Origin of the sequence: Gluconacetobacter azotocaptans (assembly GCF_014174355.1) — a bacterium.
Classification (GTDB): domain Bacteria; phylum Pseudomonadota; class Alphaproteobacteria; order Acetobacterales; family Acetobacteraceae; genus Gluconacetobacter; species Gluconacetobacter azotocaptans.
The window spans coordinates 339,985-357,937 of sequence record NZ_JABEQF010000005.1; the positions used below are offsets into that span (position 1 = coordinate 339,985).

Genomic DNA, 17,953 nt, shown 5'->3' on the forward strand with positions numbered 1-17,953 from the left:
CCACGCCGCGGCGCACCAGGGCGCGCGCCAGGCAGCCTTGCAGGACCGGGCTGCCTCGGCCATGATGCCCCGAGACGCTTTATATCTTAGGGTTTTCAACACATGCGGCTTTCCAGCCCGGCAGCCTCCTTCATGGCGGCGGCCCTGCTCGCTCCTGCGCTTTTCGCCCCTCATGCCCGTGCCGCGGCCCCCGCGGCGACGCCGGCCGCACCGGCAGCCGCCCCGGCCGCCGCATCGGCCACCCCTGCGGCTCCGGCCAATCCGAACCCCGTCGTCGCCACCGTGAATGGCGAGGACATCCACCTGGACGACGTGCGCCAGGCCGCGGCCACGATGCCGGCGCAGCTGCGCCAGCTGCCGCCCAACATGATCTTCCCGATGCTGCTGAACCAGCTGATCGACCAGAAGGCCATCCAGGCGGCGGCCCTGCGCACCGGCCTGCAGAATCAGCCGGACGTCCAGGCGCAGATGCATGCCGCCGCCACCAACGCGCTGCAGAACGCCTATCTGTCGCAGCAGGTCGCCCCGACGCTGACGGATGCGGCGATCCAGGATTATTACAACCAGAACTACGCCAACAAGAAGCCCGAGACCGAGGTCCATGCCCGCCATATCCTGGTGGCGACCGAGGCCGAGGCGACCGGCATCATCAAGCAACTGAAGGCCGGGGCCGATTTCGGCGCGCTGGCGACCAAGCTGTCGACCGACAAGGCGTCGGCCAAGCAGAACGGCGGCGACCTGGGCTGGTTCAAGAAGGGCGACATGCTGCCGGCGTTCTCGGACGCGGCCTTCGCCATGAAGCCCCACACCTTCAGCCAGACGCCGGTTCATTCACAGTACGGCTGGCACGTGATCGAAGTGCTGGACACTCGTACCGCGGCCGTGCCCAAGCTGGACGCGGTGCATGACGAGATCCGCCAGAAGCTGATCCAGCAGGGCGTCCGCCAGGCGGTGGATAAGGCGGTGGCGGGCGTGACGATCGTGCGTTACGATCCCAGCGGCAAGCCGATCCCGGCCACTCCGCCGGCCAAGGCGACCCCCGCGAAGAAGTAAAGCGGGCGGCCTACGCCGCCCCCACCACCCGGCCCCCTTCTCGGGGCCGGGCCACGACCGCCCCGAAGCCGCGCAGGACAGAAGACCGGACCGATGGCAGCCCCCCTTCCCGTATCCCCCCTCGCCCGGCCGATGCCCGCACTGGCTCCTGTGGCCGGTGTCCGGTTCGGCGCGGCTGCCGCCGGCATCCGCTATACGGGGCGCACCGACCTGGTCATGGCCGAATTCGCGCCCGGCACCACGGTCGCGGGAGTCTTTACCCGCAGCAAATGCCCCGGCGCCCCGGTCGACTGGTGCCGCGCGGCCCTGCCGCAAGGCGTCGCCCGCGCGCTGGTGGTCAATGCCGGCAACGCCAACGTCTTCACCGGCCGCGCCGGGTTCGAGGCCACGCAGGCCAACGCCGCCGACGCCGCCCGCCTTGTCGGCTGCGCCGCCAGCCAGGTCTTCCTGGCCTCGACCGGCGTGATCGGCGAAATCCTGCCCCACCAGAAGATCACCGATGCCCTGCCCGGCCTGTACGCCACCCTGTCGGACAACGGCTGGGCGGATGCCGCGCGCGGCATCATGACCACCGATACCTTCCCCAAGGGCGCGGTCCGCGAGACCACGATCGGCGGCACCCCCGTGCGGATCCAGGGCATCGCCAAGGGCAGCGGCATGGTGGCCCCCGACATGGCGACCATGCTGTGCTTCGTCGCGACCGACGCCGCATTGCCGGCCCCGGTCCTGCAGGCGCTGCTGTCGGCGGGCACGAACAAGAGCTTCAACCGCACGACGGTCGATTCCGATACCTCGACCTCGGACATGGTGCTGCTGTTCGCCACCGGACTGGCCGGCAACCCGCCGATCGCCGCCGAAACCGACCCTGCCCTGGCCGACTTCGCCGAAGCGCTCGATTCCCTGCTGCTGGAACTGGCGCTGCTGGTGGTCCGCGACGGCGAGGGCGCCACCAAGCTGATGCGCATCCAGGTCACCGGCGCCACGTCCGACGAATCCGCCCACCGGGTCGCGCTGGCCGTCGCGAACTCGCCGCTGGTCAAGACGGCGATCGCCGGCGAGGACGCGAACTGGGGCCGGGTCGTCATGGCCGTCGGCAAGAGCGGCGAACCCGCCAACCGCGACACCCTGTCGATCGCGATGGGCGGGGTCTGGATCGCGCGCAACGGCACCGTGGTGACGGGATATGACGAAACGCCGGTCGTCGCCCACATGAAGGGGCAGGAGATCGACATCGACATCGACCTGGGCCTGGGCAACGGCGCCAGCACCGCCTGGAGCTGCGACCTGACCCACGGCTATATCGACATCAACGGATCGTACCGGAGCTGACCGCCGGCCCCGGCCAGCCCCAGCCTTCCACGATCCCTGCCAAGGACGCGCACCATGTCCGATACGCCTTTTGGCACCAGCCCGTTCGGCCGCGTCCCGCCCCGCCATGTCTGGCTCTATGCCGGTTTCTGGTTCCGCGTCCTGGCATGGTGGGTCGATACGATGGTCGTGTGCGTCCTCGGCTGGGCCATCAGCCGTGCGGTCGCGCCCAGCCTGTCGATCACCATCCTCGACAGCGGAACAGGCGGCGGGATGGGCGGCGGCAAGTACCAGATCGCCGACATCGTGCCCCTCGATTATTCCTATTCGTACAACATGCTCCAGCCCGCCTGGCATGGCAGCGGCCTGTATGAATTCCTGCAATTCGTGCTGCCGGCGCTGTATTTCATCCTGTTCGAAGCCTCGCGCCTGCAGGCCACGCCGGGCAAGCTGCTGTGCCGCATGCGCGTCACCGACCTGCATGGCGGGCGCATCAGCATCCGCCGCGCCGCCGGCCGGTATTTCGGCAAGTTCCTGTCCCTGCTGCTGTGCGGCTTCGGCTTTCTGATGGTCATGTGGACGTCGCGCAAGCAGGGGTTGCACGACCTGCTTGCCGGCACCTGCGTGATCCGCCGGCAGGAGGAGGCCCTGCTCAGTTTTGCCCCGCCGGGCTGACCCCGGCGTGGAGGGAGGTTCCATGACCCTTTCCCCACCCGCCCCGTTCACGCCCGCCGCCGTCGCCGACACGCTGGAACGCATCCGCGCGCGCACGCCCCTGATCCACAACATCACCAACATCGTCGTGGCCAACAGCACCGCCAACGCCCTGCTGGCGATCGGCGCGTCCCCCGCGATGGTCGAGGCCGAGGACGAAGTCGCGCAGCTGGTGCCCCTGGCCGCCGCCCTGGTGGTCAATGTGGGCACGCTGACCGTGCCGCAGGCCGCCGCCATCGCGCGGGCAACCCGCGTGGCCCGCCTGTCCGGCACGCCCTGGATCCTCGACCCGGTCGCGGTCGGGGTACTGGATTTTCGCTCGCGCGTCGCGCTGGACAGCCTGGCCGACGGCCCCCGGGCTATTCGCGGCAACGCCTCCGAAATCATGGCGCTGGCGCATCTGCGCGGGGCCGGCGGCGACGCTCCGCCATCGGGACGCGGTGTCGATTCGCTGTCCGGCGCGGCGGAGGCCCTGCCGGCCGCACGAAGCCTGGCCCGCGCCACCGGGGCCTGCGTCGCCGTCAGCGGCGCCACCGACCACATTACGGACGGCCCCCGGGTCGCGACGGTGGCCAACGGCCACCCGATGATGACCCGCGTCACCGGACTGGGCTGCACGGCCACCGCCATCGCCGGCGCCTGCCTGGCGGTGGGGGACGACGCCATGGCCGCCTGCGCCCATGCCATGGTCCTGATCGGCCTGGCCGGCGAACTGGCCGCCCGGACCGCGCCGGGGCCCGGCAGCCTCCAGGTCGCGATCCTGGATATGCTGTACCGGCTGGACAGGCAGACGGTGACGGAGCACGCCCGGATCGCCCCTCTCGAACCCTGATCCGGTTTTCCCTATACAGAATATCCTTGCCCGGTCCGCGGCGACCGTTCCATCGGCAACAGGAGGCACTAAACAGGCATGCCGGTTTCCCCCGTTTCCAGATCCCCGTCCCCCCGCCCCTCGGGGAAGACCATCCATCGGAGAGCGTGGTCCGGCCTGATCGCCGCCCTGTTTCTGCTACTGTCGTCGGGCGCCGGCCCGGCCCTGGCCGCCGCCCCCCCGTCCGCCCCTACGATGACCGCCCAGCAGGCGCAGCAGGTGCTGGGCGTGCTGAACGATCCGCAGAAGCGGGCGGAATTCACCCGCACCCTGTCGGCTATCGCCGGCACTCTGCCCGCGCCCGCCGCTGCCCCGGCGGCTGCCGCCAAGCCGGCCGCTGCCTCCGCCCCGGCGAATACGTCCGATGACGGGACGCTGGAACCCGACAGCCTGGGCAGCGACATCGTGGGCGAACTGTCGGGCGTGCGCGACGCCACGGTGCGGCAGGCCCGGCAGTTCGCCGGCCTGTTCTCCGACCTGGCGTTCGTCGGCCGCTGGGTGCACAGCGAACTGGCCAGCCCGCAATCGCGCCAGACGCTGCTCGACGCGTTCGGCCGGGCCGGGGCGATCGTCCTGGTGGCCCTGGCCGCCGAACGCGGGCTGTCCATCGCCCTGCGCCGGCCGCTGGCCGCCGTGACTTCGCGCGCGGTCGAGGCCGAGCGGCGCCTGAACCGCCGCGCGACCGAGGCCCCGCCCGCCACCGAGGCCCTGCCCGAGACGGCGGCCGAACAGAAGACGCAGGAAACCCGCCAGCAGGACGACCGCAAGCAGCACGAAACCCTGCGCATCATCGGGCGCATCCCCTTCTCGCTGCTGCATCTGCTGATCAAACTGATCCCGGTCGCGCTGTTCCTGGGTGTCGGCTACGCGGGCGCGGCGTTCCTGACGGTCTCCGACCAGGCGGAACTGGTGACGCTGACCCTGACCAACGCCTACATCATCGCGCGGGGCGCCTACCTGCTGGTCGAGACGGTCTTCGTCCCGAAATCGCCGACCATCCGCCTGTGCAAGGCTTCGGATTCCACCGCCCGCATCGTGATCCGCTGGTGGACCCTGCTGGTCGCGGTCCCGTCGATCGTCGTCTGCCTGTCGTCGCTGGGCGCGCTGTTCCATCTGGCCCCCCGCGGAACCCAGGCGATGATCCGCGCCATCGTGCTGGGCGAACATATCCTGATCGCGCTGTTCATCTGGCGCATCCGCCGGCCGGTCGCCGGCGCCCTGCAGCCGCCCGCACGGTTCCAGGGCCGGTCGTTCTGGATTTTCGTGGGGCGGCTGGTGCAGTTCTGGTGGCTGCCGGCGATGGTCTTCGACCTGGCGCTGTGGCTGGTGTGGGCGACGCAGATCCGCGGCGGCTACGCCTGGATCTGGCGCACCATGGCGCTGACCGTCATCGTGATCCTGCTGTCGCGGGTCCTGGCGGTGCTGGCCTTCGGCATGCAGAACCGCCTGTTCCATGTCAGCGACGATGTCGAGGCGCGCTATCCCGGCCTGCAGGCGCGGGCGGATTACTATTATCCCCTGGCGCGGCGCAGCCTGTCGGCGCTGCTGATCTTCGCCACCATTGTCATCCTGCTGCAGGCCTGGGGGATTCCCACCTTCGCCTTCTTCCTGCACGGCGCGCTGGGCACCCGCATCGTGGCGGCCGTGCTGTCGATCCTGATCGCCTTCACCATCGCCACGGTGGTGTGGGAAATCGCCAATGCCGCCCTGCAGACCCAGATCACCCGCTTCGAGACGACCGAGCAGGCGTCCCGCGCCATCCGGCTGCGCACCGTCCTGCCGATCATCCGCACCGTGCTGCTGACCTTCATCATCGTCATCGTCGCCGTGACGACGCTGTCGCAGATCGGCATCAACGTCGCACCGCTGCTGACCGGTGCCGGCATCCTGGGCGCCGCCATCGCCTTCGGATCGCAGAGCCTGGTCAAGGATTTCATCACCGGCTTCTTCATGCTGGTGGAAAACGCCATGCAGGTCGGCGACTGGGTGACGGCGGGCAGCGTCTCGGGCACGGTGGAACATCTGTCGATCCGCACGCTGCGCCTGCGCACGACGTCGGGCGATGTCCATATCATCCCGTTCTCGTCGGTCACGTCGATCGCCAACACCTCGCGCGATTACAACGTCATCGTCGTGTCCTTCATGCTGGACCTCAGCGAAGACCCCGACCGCGTCGCCGCCATCCTGGCCGACGTCGTGGCGGGCATGCGCGCCGACGACGCCTTCGCCCCCATGATCCTGTCGGACTTCACCTTCCTCGGTGTCGAGGTCGCGGACGGCAACGGGGCGAAATTCCTGGGGTCGATCCGCACGGCGCCGGGCGCCAAATGGAAGGTGTCGCGCGAATATTACCGCCGGCTGGGGCTGCGCATGGTCAAGGAGGGCGTGAAGTTCCCGATCCCCACCGCCATTTCCATGATGACCAATGCCGGGCCCAATCCGCTGCGCATCCGCCAGGACACGCCCGAGCCACCCCAGCCGGACCCTGCCCATGACTGACGCCCCCACCCTGCCCACCCTGGAACAGGTCGAGGCCCCGCTGCGCGCCGGCGGGTTCGCCTTCCTGCGCGCGCCCGTGATGCGCACCCTGCTGGCCCCCTACGGGCTGGCGGACTGGGCAGGTTTCGCCGACAGCTGGAACCGGCTGGGGCTGGACCGCTACATGGCCGATGGCGGGCGCTATCGCCGGCGGCGGCACGCGACATTCACCGTCACCGCTGACGCGACCGAGCGCAAGAAGCACCAGCCGCATTACCAAAGCCGCGACTACAACGAACTGAATGGCGGGATCGAGCGCTGGTTCCGCCCGGTCGAAACCGCCACCGGCGCCCACCCCGCCCTGCTGGCCATCCTGCGCCTGATGCACCGGCTGGTGACCGACCTGACGCCGCCCGCCGGGCGGCCCGACGCCTGGCATGCCGAAATCCATCAATTCCGCATCGAAGCCCGGCCGGACGAACCCGGCGAACCGACGCCCGAGGGGCTGCATCGCGACGGCGTCGACTGGGTCCTGGTCCTGATGGTCCGGCGCGAGAACGTGGCCAGCGGCGAGACCTCGATCCACGATCTGCACCGGCAGCAGGTCGGCCATTTCACCCTGGCCGAACCGCTGGACGCGGCGCTGGTCGACGACAACCGGGTCTATCACGGCGTTACCGCCGTCCGGCCGATCGACCCCACGCGCCCGGCCTATCGCGACGTGCTGGTCGTGACCTTCCGGCACCAGTAAGGGCCGCGCCGAGCCGACATGCTGTTCAGTACCCAAGGCTTCCTGCTGGGCTTCCTGCCGGCGACGCTGATCCTGTTCCATCTCTGCGCCCGTCGCCGCACGGCCAGGCAGGCGGTGCTGGTGGGCGCCTCGCTGGTGTTCTACGGCTTCTGGGACTGGCGCTTCGTCCCGGCGCTGGTCGGGCTGACGCTGGCCAACTGGGGGCTGGGCCGCGCGTGGGCGGCGACCGGGCAGAAGATCTGGCCCGTCACCGGGCTGGTGCTGAACCTGCTGATCCTCGGTTTCTTCAAATATGCGAATTTCTTCGCCGAGAGCATCGCGACCGCCCTGGGGCGGCATCACACGGCGTGGGCCATCGCCCTGCCGCTGGGCGTGTCGTTCTTCGTATTCCAGAAGATCGCCTATCACGCCGACCTGCTGCGCGGGGCGCGGCCGGTGCGCAGCGCGCTGGATTTCCTGGAATTCGTTACATTCTTCCCGCAGCTGATCGCCGGCCCGATCGTCCGGCACAGCGAGATCGTGCCGCAATTCGAAACCGACCCGCACGGCCCCGCCGTATGGGAGAACCTGTCGCGCGGGTCGATGCTGCTGCTGATCGGCCTGGCGAAGAAGGCCGGCCTGGCCGACAGCCTGGCGCAGGTCTGCAACCCGCTGTTCGAGCAGGCGGCGCATGGTGCTTCGCTGAACATGGCCCAGGGATGGCTGGCGGCGATTTCCTACAGCCTGCAAATCTTCTTCGATTTTTCCGGCTATTCCGACATGGCGATCGGCATGGCGCTGCTGTTCGGTCTCCGCCTGCCGTTCAACTTCGACGCACCCTATCGCGCGACCAGCATCCGGGCCTTCTGGCGGCGCTGGCACATGACGCTGTCGCGCTTCCTGCGCGACTATCTCTATATCCCGCTGGGCGGCAACCGAAAGGGCACGGCACGCCAGATCGCCAATCTGGTCGCGACGATGGCGCTGGGCGGGTTGTGGCATGGCGCGGGATGGACGTTCGTGGCCTGGGGCGCGCTGCATGGCGCAGCCCTGTCGGTCAACCACGTCTGGAGCCGGACCGGCATCCGGCTGGCCGCGCCGCTGGCCTGGGCCGCCACCATGCTGTTCGTCATCCTGGGCTGGGTACTGTTCCGCGCCCCCGACTTCCCGACCGCGACGCGGATGCTGCGCGCCATGGCGGGTCTTCACGGCGTGGGGCGCGCGCCCATCCACGATGCCGCGCTGTTCTGGATCGCGCTGGCCGTGGCCGTGATCGGGCCGTCGTCGCAGGATGCGGTGTCGAGGATGCGTCCCTCCCCGCTGCTGGCCGTGCCGGCGGGCATCGCCTTCGTGTTCCTGCTGCTGCTGATCGGGGGGCGGATTCCGGATGCGTTCATCTATTTCCAGTTCTGACCGGCCCTGTGCCGGTCATGCGGGGGCCTGGCGGCGCTTCGCCCTGACGTTCGCCGCCACACTGGGCGGGGCGGGGCTGTTCGTCTTCCTGTTCGTCGTGACGGTCGATCCATGGGACATGCTGCCGCTGTCGCCGCCGCTGCACCGCATCCCGATTTCGACCAACGCGCGCTATACGATGCCGGTGCTGGCCCGCAGCGACCGCTTCGATTCCACCATGGTCGGCACCTCGACGGGGCGCCTGCTGCAACCGGCGATCATGGATGCCCCCTTCGGCGCGCGCCTGTCGAACATGGCGATGAACAGCGCGACCCCGTGGGAGCAGGACCGGCTGTTGCGGCTGTTCCTGCGCCACCATGCCGCCCCGCGCGTGGTGCTGATCGACATCGACGCCTCCTGGTGCTTCGCCTCGCCCACCACCCTTTCCAGCGCGAACCGGCCGATGCCCGGTTGGATGTACGAGGGCTCGCGCTGGCGCGGCTATGCGGACATGATGAACCTGTATGCCGTGCAGGAAGCCGCCAACCAGTTCATGTGGCTGATCGGGCACAAGCGCCAGCGCTTCGGCTCGGACGGCTATACCAGCTTCGTGCCGCCCGACGACCGGTACGATCCCCGCCGGGTGGACGCCCAGTTCCGGGGCTGGAACTTCGACCTCCGCAAGGCGACGGGGCCGGTTGCCCCTCCGCTGTCAATGCCGATGCTGCGCCGGATGGTCGACGCCATTCCCGCCGACACCACGAAGGTCCTGTGGTTTCCCCCGACGGCGCCCGAAATGCAGGGCGCTCCCGGCAGCGTCGTCGCCGCGACGCGGGACGCCTGCCGCCAGGCCGTAGCCGCCATCGGTCGCGGCAGCCCCCATACGCTGGTGATCGATTTCGACATCCCCGGGCCACTGACGGCCGCGCGCGACAATTTCTGGGACCCCATTCATTACCGCATGGCCGTGGCGCGGACGATCATGAACGACCTGGCGGCTGCCCGCGCCGGCCAGCCCGTCCCGCCAGCCGATGCGCAAATCCTGGTCCCGCTGGCGCGCTGACGCCCCGCCCTGGGGCATCGGGCGCCATGCGCCAGGTGGCCCTTGCCGATGACCGGTCATCTGTTATGGAAGATGATCGTCCCGAGGGGAGGCCCCGAACCGATTGGAGAGGCTGGTGAACGCGACCGATCACGGCCAGCCGGAATGGCACCTGGACAGTGATGCGTCCGGAACCGTGGTCGTCCTGTCCGGGGAATGGATCGCCCAGGATGGCCGCATTCCCCCCTTTCCCGCCGACGGGTTGCGCCAGGTGGAAAAGGGGCAGGGCATCGCCTTCCGGACCGAATCCCTGGGGCGGTGGGATACCGCGCTGATCAGCTTTCTGTGGGACCTGAAACAGCAGGCGACCCGCGCGGGGCTGGAACTGCGCACCGACACGCTGCCGGATTCGGCGCGCAAGCTGCTGGACCTTCTGCCGGAACAGCCCGCGCCACCGCCCGCGCCGCCGCACCGCGCCTTCGCGCCCGTCACGGCCGTGGGTGCCTACACCATCGACAGCCTGACCGAGATCGGCACCGTCACCGAACTGGGGGCCGAGACCGCGCGCGGCGCCCTGGCGGCGGCCACCGGTCGCGGGCGCATGCGGTGGACGGACCTGATGTCCAACGTCCGCGACGCCGGGCCGTCGGCGCTGCTGATCGTCGGCATCGTCAATTTCCTGATCGGCGCCATCCTGGCCTTCGTCGGCGCAGTGCAGTTGCGCAAATTCGCCGCAGACATCTATGTCGCCAGCCTGGTCGGCATCGCCGTGGTGCGCGAGATGTCCGCCGTCATGACCGCGATCATCATGGCCGGACGCACCGGGGGCGCCTATGCCGCGCGGATCGCCACCATGCAGGGCAACGAGGAAATCGACGCCCTGACCGTCTTCGGCATTCCGGTGTCCAGCTACCTGATCCTGCCGTCGATCCTGTCGCTGATCCTGACCATGCCGTTCCTGTACCTGTATGGCTGCCTGATCGGCATGCTGGGCGGGTTCTGCGTGGCCATCGGCATGCTGACGGTGACCGGCGCGGGCTATTTCCACCAGACGATCAATGCCATCGCGCTGAGCCAGTTCGAATTCGGTTTCGTCAAGAGCATCTTCTTCGCCGCCCTGATCGGCCTGACCAGTTGCCGCATCGGCCTGCGGGCCGGACGCAGCGCGGCCGATGTCGGCGTGGCGGCGACGCGGGCGGTGGTGGTCGGGATCGTCGGCGTCATCGCGCTGGATGCGATCTTCGCCGTCATCGCCAACACGCTGGGGATCTGAGGCATGATCGACACGGTTCCTGACATGTCTCCTGGCGATGCGAAGCGCGAAACCCTGATGTCGCTGCAGGACATCACGCTGGCGTTCGGTCCCAAGATCATCCAGCAGAACGTGTCCTTCGACGTCCGGCGCGGCAGCATCTTCGCCGTCATGGGCGGGTCGGGATGCGGCAAGAGCACGATCCTGAAAAGCATGATCGGCCTGCTGCGCCCGCGCCAGGGCCGGTACCTGGTCGGCGGCGACAATTACTGGCAGGGCGACGACGCCCACCGCGTGGAGGTCAGCCGCCGCTTCGGCGTACTGTTCCAGAGCGCCGCGCTGTGGAGTTCGCTGACGGTAGGCGAGAACGTCGCCCTGCCGATGCAGATGTTCACCAAGCTGGACCCCGGCACCATCCGCCGCCTGGTGGAACTGAAGCTGGGCCTGGTCGACATGCTGCATGCGATCGACCAGTACCCCTCGGAACTCAGCGGCGGCATGAAGAAGCGCGCGGGACTGGCGCGCGCCATGGCGCTGGACCCCGACATCCTGTTCTTCGACGAGCCCTCGGCCGGGCTGGACCCCATTACCTCGGCCCGGCTGGACGACCTGATCGTCAACCTGCGCGACGGGCTGGGGGCGACGATCATCATCGTCAGCCACGAACTGCCCAGCCTGTTCGCTATTGCCGATGACGGCATCTTCCTCGACGCGCGCACCAAGACGCCGATCGCCCGGGGCGCCCCGTCCTGGCTGCGCGATCATTGCGACGATCCGCAGGTCCACGCCTTCATGCATCGCGAACGCCCCGAAACCCCGTCCGGAAGGACCGACTGACCCATGGCAAACAGACAGACAGCCGTCGGCGCGTTCGTCGTCGGTGGGGTGGCGCTGGGAATGGCCGCCCTGATGTTCTTCGGCAATTTCCACTTCTTCGCCGGCACCCGGCAGGCGGTGGTGATCTTCCAGGGCTCGACCTCCGGCCTGACGGTGGGCGCGCCGGTCACGTTCCGGGGCGTGCGCGTCGGCGCGGTGGACGAGATTTCGATCACCTTCGACCCCAGGGTCCATGCGGCCTTCATCCCCGTCACGATCGAATTGCAGCCCGGCAAGGTGATGCTGAGCGGCGGGGACAACGGCCATCGCCCCCTGCACCTGCAAGACCTGATCGACCATGGGCTGCGGGCCTCGCTGAACGTGCAGAGCTTCGTGACCGGACAGTCGGAAATCGACCTGGATTTCGATCCGGCGTCCCCCGCGATGCTGCATCCCGACATCGCGACGACGACCGAAATTCCCACCCGGCAATCCGCCATCCAGAAGGTCCAGGAAACTCTGACCCAGTTGCCGCTGAAGGAACTGGCCGACAACGCCAATATCGCGTTGCAGAGCATCCGCCAGTTGTCCGAGCGGCTGGACCGCGACCTGCCGCCGCTGGTCGACAGCGTGAAGCAGACGTCGGACCATTCGCGGACCGCCGTCGACGCCGCCGCCCGCGCCATCGACGATCTGCAACGGCGCCTGGATACGACCCTGACCGGCATCGACACCCTGGCCACCACCGGCGCGCGCCAGCTTGACGCCCGGGGCGCCGACCTGCACGCGCTGCTGGTCAACTCCGACCAGACGGTGATCCAGGCGCGCGAGGCGCTGGCCGGCGTACGGGACATGACCTCGCCGCGTTCGGCCGATCGCGCCAACATCGACTCCACCCTGCGCGACCTGTCGGCCGCCGCCGCCGCCCTGCGCGGCTTCGCCAGCGACGTCGAGCGCAATCCGCAACTTCTGCTGATGGGACGTCGCCCATGATGACCCGACCGCCTTCCCGCCTGTCGCGCCCTACCCGTCCGGCCCGCGTGGCCCTGCTGTCCGCCCTGCTGCCGATGGCCGTGCTGGCGGGCTGCGCGTCGCCACCGGTACGGTTCTACACGCTGGGGGCGCCGGCGATCGCGACCGGGGCGGTGCCGGTCACCGCATCCCCGCTGGCCACCACTGCCCCGGTCGTCGACGTCGGGCGGGTCGTGCTGCCGGATTATCTGGACGGGCAGGACATCGTGGTCCGCGCCGGCAACCAGATCGAACGCAGTGCCAGCGGCCGGTGGGCCAGCCGCCTGTCGGTGGGGGCCACCGACCTGATCACCGCGCGTCTGGCGCAGGCCCGGACGGACCTGTTCGTCAGCGACCAGCCCCAGCCCTTGCCCGCGACGTGGCGCCTGACGGTGAATATCAGCCGGCTGGACGTGACGCGCGACGGTGCGGCGGCGCTGAACGCCGACTGGTCGATCGTCCCGCACGATCCGCACCTGCCCATCCTGCACGATCGCGCCAGCCTGACGCAGTCGGGCTCCGCCGCCACCGACGGCGCGGTCGCGACCCTGACGCAGGCGCTGCTGGACCAGTTGGCCGACCGGATCGTGGCCGGCTGGCCAAAAGGGTAGATGCCGCAAGGACCCAGGCGCAGCGGGCGCCTGTGGCGCCTCTAGTTCGTGTGTCGAACCTTGATGAGGAAACTATTGACCTTCTCGGACAGGATCTCGGACTGCCGAGACAGCTTCGCCGAGGCTATTGCCACATCCTGACCGGTTCGCCCGGACGCATCGGCGGCTTGGGTGACCTGGGAAATGCTTCTGGTGACCATGGAAGTGCTTTGGGAAACCTCGTGTATATTTCGGGAAATTTCCTGGGTTACGGCCCCTTGCTCCTTGACGGTCGCCGCACTGGCCCCCGCGATCTCGTTGATTTTTCCGATGGTGGTGCCGATGTTCTGAATCGCCCCCACCGCGTCCGAGGTGGCGCCCTGAACATTCACGATCTGGGCCGCTATCTCATCGGTCGCCTGGGCGGTCTGATTGGCCAGGTTCTTGATTTCCATGGCGACCACCGCGAAGCCTCTTCCCTCATCGCCTGCCCGGGCGGCTTCGATCGAGGCATTGACGGCCAGAATCTTCGTCTGTCTTGCAATATTGTTGATCAGCTTGACGACGTCGCCAATCTGGCCGACCGATTTTTCCAGACTTTGAACAATCGCATTGGTATTTTGCGCCTCGTCAACGGCTGACGTTGAGATGGACGCGGACTGACCGACCTGCGCGCTGATGTCCTGAATGGAAGACGAGAGTTGTTCGGTCGAAGCGGCGACGACCTGGACGTTGCTGGAGACCTGTTGGGCGGCCACGGCAACGGCGTTTGACTGTTTCGCCGTCATTCCGGTGGATTCAGCCATCGATTGCGCATTTTCGCGCAATCTGGTCGCCGCCTCGGCCACGATATTGACGGTGGATGCGATTTCGCGCTCGAAGCTGTCCGCATGCTGGCCCATCAGCACGGCGGCCGCTTCCTTGCCGGCGTCGATATAGACGGATATCGCCAGATCCATGTCGAGAAAGGCGGCCTTGTTGATTGCGGTGACAATCCGCGCGAGGCGTTCGGGGTCGCCCTGGTAGGATGTGCTGGCAATTCCAACCAGCTTGTTGATCGTGAAGCAATAGCCCGCCATATACCAACGCGGTTCCAGACCGACACGCTGGTGGATGCGGCCAATATTTACGGCCTGCCGAAAGTAGTGCTCGTTAAAGGCCCCGCTGAACACGTTATCCAGCCAGTGTATTCGCTGCATGTCCCGCGCATGGTCGATTCTCTTTCCAACGAAAATCCTGGCGGCCTCGGGAGCCCTGGCGACATGGCTGTAGAAGGCATCCAGGACCGTGTCGATGTGTTTCTCCAACACGGGACGGAACTCCCGCAGGGAGGCCCGGGTTGTTTCGTCAATCTGGAGAAATCCGAGGCGCGTGTCGCGATCTACGTTGTCAATCATGATGGATCGAATAACATTCGAACCAGCCGGCGCAAAAGAACGAACCCGATGCCGCCTATGTCGTGGCGACATACCTCCTCTTTGATTTGCCTGAGTTCCAGGCGCCCTTTTTGGAAATCCGGTCTGGCAGCGCCCCTGGATGCGGACCTCCTGCTCCGGGCTGGCTGGGCGGGGTTCTTGCGAACCGCTGCGCCCAGCCCCGAAATCACCGGGCCTGGGGCACGTGCGCGGCGTAGCGGTCCCAGTTGCGGGACAGTTCGCGCACCACCACGCTGCCGACCTGATAGGCTGCAACGACGGACGGCAGGTAACCCGAATAGCCGCCCTCACTCGCCTCGGATTTCAGCAGGTCGGCCGCCGTCTGGCCCGGCGGCGGCATGTCGAAATTGCTGGCGGTCCGCAGCAGCAGCACACGGTCCAGATCCATGCGCCCCGCCTGCGCCTGCAAGGACAGGGCCTGCATGAAGCCGACATCCTCTTCGGCGGTGGTGGCGAAAACGCCCTCGCCCTTGGTCCAGTAATTCACCCAGCGCTCGGCCCAGGCATTCATCCGGGCGCCGACCCAGAAGGTCTCGCCGGACAGCGTATCGCCCAGCAGGACAGACGGCGGCGCCTGTGCGGGGACGAAGCCCGTATAGCGCGCGCGGATCGCCTTCAGCGCCGTCGTGTCCTCCAGCGTCAGGGACCGCGTCAGGGCATAGGCCCAGCGGACCAGCCCCGGATTGAGCGTATAGGCCATGTCGCCGGACAGCGAATGCAGCGGCGGCACCGGCCGTTCGTCCGGGCGGCTGCCCTGCACGGGGGTGTAGCCGTCGGGCCAGTCCGCCGGTATTTCACGCGCGTCGATCGCATGGGCCAGCCCCCCGTTGACCACGCGCGGCGCCCAGACCGCCGAGCCGACCGACCCGAATTTCGGGTCGATGCCCGCAATGCCCGCCAGCACGAAATAGGCCTGGCGCAGATCAAAGCGCGGGTCGAGGACCAGGGCGGTGATGGCCGAGGCCATATGTTCCGGCCCTTCGCCACTGGCGATGCCCAGCACCTGCAGGTCGGGGTTGTAGCGCATCACGCCATGCCAGGTGCCGGGGGCCGGCAGTTCCTGTTTCAGCGGCAGCTTCTCGACCCAGGTCTGGAATTCGCCCGGCATGTCGCCCGTGTCCTTGCCGATCTCGAACGTGGTCACGACGACCACCCGCACCGGGATCTGCGCGGTGGCGGCGGCGGTGGCGGCGGCGCGCGCCGGGGCCGGAGCCATCAGGCCGGCCGCGATACCGGCCCCCATCACGCAGGCCCCCATCATGCCTGTCAGGCGTACTGTCAGTTTCATCCGTTCCCCTCTTGCCGACCGGTCGCGGCCCCCCGGCCGCCCTCGCCGATCAGTCCGATCTCGAAATCATGAAGCCGGTGCTCCAGGTCCCATTGCAGGCGCGCCTTGTCGCTGCGGGCCAGCAGGTCATGGCAGGCGCCCCGCGCCGGGACCGGCCCCGGCGGCACGGCGGCACAGGCCGCGACCATGCGGTAGGGCGCGGTGCCGCGCCACAGACTGTCGCCCGGCACGAACGCATATTCCAGCCCGGCGCGCGACAGGTCCCGCAGGGCGCCGTATTCCAGCGCATAGGTCGTCGCCGCGCGTTCGTATTCCCGCGTCAGGTCGATGCGCGACACGCCCTCGTCATCCGTCGACAGGGCCACCGGCACGCCCGCGGCGCGATAGGCGGTGAAGGGATGGGCCGCACCGGCGACCCCCAGGATGACGTCGTTGCTGGTCAGGTTGATTTCCACCATCACCCGGCGGCGCGCCATCTCCGCCATCAGCCCGTCGGGATCGTCCTCATGCACGATATCGACGCCATGGCCGATCCGCCGCGCCCCCGCGACCTCGACCGCCTCGCGGATATGGGCGCGCAGCCCCTCGGGCGGGACCAGCCCCGGCGCCAGTTCCCCGGCATGCAGCGACAGTTTCACCTGCGGGTCGCGGCGGGCCAGCCAGCCGAACATGCGCATGTGCAGGCTGTAGTCGCGCATGGCCACGGCATCGTCCTCGGGCGCCACGATGTTCACGCCCACGAAGCGCGGATCGGCCTTGACCAGCGCATAGCCGAAATCGAGCTGCGGGAAGACCATCGCCGGCGGCATGGTGCGGACCGTCTGGTACAGGTAGCGCACCGCAACGCCGCACCCCGACTGCGCCCGGGCGGTGCCGCAGCGCAGCACGTCGCGCATGCGCGCCTCCATCGCGTCCACCTCCTGCCGGGCGGAGGCCACCAGCGCCGGCAGCGCCGGGGCCATCGCCTGATCGGCGGCGGCAAACCCCTCGTCACGCAGCGGGTACTTCAGGCCCAGCCGCGCCACCGGCATCAATTGCGGCGAGACCATCAGTTCCAGATACAGGACATGGTCGCCCGCCGCATGGGTCACGGCCTCGGCCAGCATGTCGCCGCCATGCGTGGCCTCGACCGGCATGAAGCGGGCGAAGGTGGCGAAGAAATGGTCATGCCCCGACCGGTCGTCCGGCGAAGGCACGAAATCACGCATCGACAGCGCGTCGATCATCCGCGCCCGGTCGTCGGGGCGGGCGACAAGGTCGCCGGCCGGCACCTGTCCGGACGCGGGCGCGCAATGACCCGAGAGGATACGCCCCTGGCCCGGTGCGACGCACATGCCGTCGTGGGCCGCCCAATCCAGCAGGCTTTCGGCGTAGATCGCCCCGGCCAGATGGTTGTGCAGGTCCGCCCCCTTGGGCATGGCGCGCAGCACGACCGCCAGGCGGTCGGGGTCGTGGCGGATCCGCTCGAAGGCCGCATCCGCCGGGTCCGGCGCGGCGACAGCGGGCGTGACGGCGCAGAACAGGGAGGCGAGGCCCCCGACCAGGGCGCAGGCAAGGGCGATTCGCGACATATGGCGATGGTGCGGCGATCGATTCCAAAACGCAACAGGGTCGCCGGGGATCAATGCCCGGCCACCTCGTCGGGTCCGATGGGCCGGAAGCGGGGCATGCCGTCCACGTCCTCGACCCACATCGACAGGGGACGGACCCAGTAATCGCCCCGGGCCTCGCTGCGATAGGTGACCAGCCATTCCTCGGTCTCGGAATGGCGGCCGACGCACAGCAGGGTATAAAGCCCGCCCTTGTAGTGCCGGTACAGCCCCGGCCGCGTCCTGTCGGTTGCGGTCATGCGTCGTTTCCCCCCGTGATGCGTTGCCTGTTGCGTCTCGCCCCCCGCGCCGGCCGGGGCTATCATCGCGACGGCCGTGCCGCAGCGGCCGGTACGAACCGACGGAACTTCATCGCATGAACC

The 17,953-nt window shown here is 68.5% G+C and carries 16 protein-coding genes; 12 read left to right on the top strand and 4 right to left on the bottom strand.

The window, feature by feature from the left end; all coding sequences use genetic code 11:
* Positions 1-102 precede the first annotated feature (102 nt).
* The 12 genes from HLH34_RS09185 to HLH34_RS09240 all read left to right on the top strand — a co-directional run bounded on the left by HLH34_RS09185 (position 103) and on the right by HLH34_RS09240 (position 13,278).
* Positions 103-1,053, top strand: a complete 951-nt coding sequence (locus HLH34_RS09185) for a peptidylprolyl isomerase (protein WP_183119261.1) — start codon at positions 103-105, stop codon at positions 1,051-1,053.
* 93 nt (positions 1,054-1,146) lie between these two features.
* Positions 1,147-2,382, top strand: coding sequence for a bifunctional glutamate N-acetyltransferase/amino-acid acetyltransferase ArgJ (gene argJ / locus HLH34_RS09190; protein WP_183119262.1), 1,236 nt, complete (start codon positions 1,147-1,149; stop codon positions 2,380-2,382).
* 54 nt (positions 2,383-2,436) lie between these two features.
* Complete coding sequence (locus HLH34_RS09195) at positions 2,437-3,036, top strand: RDD family protein (protein ID WP_183119263.1); 600 nt, start codon at positions 2,437-2,439, stop codon at positions 3,034-3,036.
* A gap of 22 nt (positions 3,037-3,058) precedes the next feature.
* A complete protein-coding gene (thiM, locus tag HLH34_RS09200) occupies positions 3,059-3,907 on the top strand; it encodes a hydroxyethylthiazole kinase (protein ID WP_183119264.1) in 849 nt (282 codons plus the stop codon).
* Between the two features lie 78 nt (positions 3,908-3,985).
* Positions 3,986-6,445 (top strand): mechanosensitive ion channel family protein, encoded by a 2,460-nt coding sequence (locus tag HLH34_RS09205; RefSeq protein WP_183119265.1) that lies wholly within the window; start codon positions 3,986-3,988, stop codon positions 6,443-6,445.
* The gene (locus tag HLH34_RS09210) at positions 6,438-7,175 is read left to right on the top strand and encodes a 2OG-Fe dioxygenase family protein (RefSeq protein WP_183119266.1); all 738 of its coding nucleotides are present in this window, start codon (positions 6,438-6,440) and stop codon (positions 7,173-7,175) included. Before HLH34_RS09205 ends, HLH34_RS09210 begins: the two co-directional genes overlap by 8 nt.
* Positions 7,176-7,193: 18 nt before the next feature.
* Positions 7,194-8,567 carry an MBOAT family O-acyltransferase gene (locus HLH34_RS09215; RefSeq protein WP_183119267.1) on the top strand — a complete coding sequence of 458 codons (1,374 nt, stop codon included), beginning with the start codon at positions 7,194-7,196 and terminating at the stop codon, positions 8,565-8,567.
* Positions 8,542-9,609 carry a hypothetical protein gene (locus tag HLH34_RS09220; RefSeq protein ID WP_183119268.1) on the top strand — a complete coding sequence of 356 codons (1,068 nt, stop codon included), beginning with the start codon at positions 8,542-8,544 and terminating at the stop codon, positions 9,607-9,609. Before HLH34_RS09215 ends, HLH34_RS09220 begins: the two co-directional genes overlap by 26 nt.
* Before the next feature lie 115 nt (positions 9,610-9,724).
* Positions 9,725-10,861, top strand: coding sequence for an ABC transporter permease (locus HLH34_RS09225; protein WP_183119269.1), 1,137 nt, complete (start codon positions 9,725-9,727; stop codon positions 10,859-10,861).
* Between the two features lie 3 nt (positions 10,862-10,864).
* Entirely contained in the window at positions 10,865-11,677 is an 813-nt protein-coding gene (locus tag HLH34_RS09230) for an ABC transporter ATP-binding protein (RefSeq protein WP_240162098.1), read from the top strand.
* Positions 11,678-11,680: 3 nt separating this feature from the next.
* A complete protein-coding gene (locus HLH34_RS09235) occupies positions 11,681-12,649 on the top strand; it encodes an MlaD family protein (protein WP_183119270.1) in 969 nt (322 codons plus the stop codon).
* A complete protein-coding gene (locus HLH34_RS09240) occupies positions 12,646-13,278 on the top strand; it encodes a PqiC family protein (RefSeq protein WP_183119271.1) in 633 nt (210 codons plus the stop codon). The genes HLH34_RS09235 and HLH34_RS09240 overlap by 4 nt, the downstream gene beginning before the upstream one ends.
* Positions 13,279-13,319: 41 nt before the next feature.
* Here HLH34_RS09240 and HLH34_RS09245 read toward each other — a convergent pair whose 3' ends face one another.
* The 4 genes from HLH34_RS09245 to HLH34_RS09260 form a co-directional block, all read right to left on the bottom strand.
* Positions 13,320-14,654 carry a globin-coupled sensor protein gene (locus HLH34_RS09245; protein WP_183119272.1) on the bottom strand — a complete coding sequence of 445 codons (1,335 nt, stop codon included), beginning with the start codon at positions 14,652-14,654 and terminating at the stop codon, positions 13,320-13,322.
* A 205-nt stretch (positions 14,655-14,859) separates the two neighbouring features.
* Positions 14,860-15,909: a purine nucleoside permease gene (locus HLH34_RS09250; RefSeq protein WP_244959801.1), complete on the bottom strand. Its 1,050-nt coding sequence runs from the start codon at positions 15,907-15,909 to the stop codon at positions 14,860-14,862.
* A gap of 68 nt (positions 15,910-15,977) precedes the next feature.
* Positions 15,978-17,552 carry an adenosine deaminase family protein gene (locus HLH34_RS09255; protein WP_183119273.1) on the bottom strand — a complete coding sequence of 525 codons (1,575 nt, stop codon included), beginning with the start codon at positions 17,550-17,552 and terminating at the stop codon, positions 15,978-15,980.
* A gap of 50 nt (positions 17,553-17,602) precedes the next feature.
* Positions 17,603-17,830 carry a DUF1653 domain-containing protein gene (locus HLH34_RS09260; protein ID WP_183119274.1) on the bottom strand — a complete coding sequence of 76 codons (228 nt, stop codon included), beginning with the start codon at positions 17,828-17,830 and terminating at the stop codon, positions 17,603-17,605.
* Between the last annotated feature and the right edge of the window lie 123 nt (positions 17,831-17,953).

Bases quoted from the DNA above. Each gene is read 5' to 3' on its own strand.
- HLH34_RS09185 (WP_183119261.1), top strand. From the start codon at position 103: ATGCGGCTTTCCAGCCCGGCAGCCTCCTTCATGGCGGCGGCCCTGCTC.
- argJ (WP_183119262.1), top strand. From the start codon at position 1,147: ATGGCAGCCCCCCTTCCCGTATCCCCCCTCGCCCGGCCGATGCCCGCA.
- HLH34_RS09195 (WP_183119263.1), top strand. From the start codon at position 2,437: ATGTCCGATACGCCTTTTGGCACCAGCCCGTTCGGCCGCGTCCCGCCC.
- thiM (WP_183119264.1), top strand. From the start codon at position 3,059: ATGACCCTTTCCCCACCCGCCCCGTTCACGCCCGCCGCCGTCGCCGAC.
- HLH34_RS09205 (WP_183119265.1), top strand. From the start codon at position 3,986: ATGCCGGTTTCCCCCGTTTCCAGATCCCCGTCCCCCCGCCCCTCGGGG.
- HLH34_RS09210 (WP_183119266.1), top strand. From the start codon at position 6,438: ATGACTGACGCCCCCACCCTGCCCACCCTGGAACAGGTCGAGGCCCCG.
- HLH34_RS09215 (WP_183119267.1), top strand. From the start codon at position 7,194: ATGCTGTTCAGTACCCAAGGCTTCCTGCTGGGCTTCCTGCCGGCGACG.
- HLH34_RS09220 (WP_183119268.1), top strand. From the start codon at position 8,542: ATGCGTTCATCTATTTCCAGTTCTGACCGGCCCTGTGCCGGTCATGCG.
- HLH34_RS09230 (WP_240162098.1), top strand. From the start codon at position 10,865: ATGATCGACACGGTTCCTGACATGTCTCCTGGCGATGCGAAGCGCGAA.
- HLH34_RS09235 (WP_183119270.1), top strand. From the start codon at position 11,681: ATGGCAAACAGACAGACAGCCGTCGGCGCGTTCGTCGTCGGTGGGGTG.
- HLH34_RS09240 (WP_183119271.1), top strand. From the start codon at position 12,646: ATGATGACCCGACCGCCTTCCCGCCTGTCGCGCCCTACCCGTCCGGCC.
- HLH34_RS09245 (WP_183119272.1), bottom strand. From the start codon at position 14,654: ATGATTGACAACGTAGATCGCGACACGCGCCTCGGATTTCTCCAGATT.
- HLH34_RS09250 (WP_244959801.1), bottom strand. From the start codon at position 15,909: ATGGCTCCGGCCCCGGCGCGCGCCGCCGCCACCGCCGCCGCCACCGCG.
- HLH34_RS09255 (WP_183119273.1), bottom strand. From the start codon at position 17,552: ATGTCGCGAATCGCCCTTGCCTGCGCCCTGGTCGGGGGCCTCGCCTCC.
- HLH34_RS09260 (WP_183119274.1), bottom strand. From the start codon at position 17,830: ATGACCGCAACCGACAGGACGCGGCCGGGGCTGTACCGGCACTACAAG.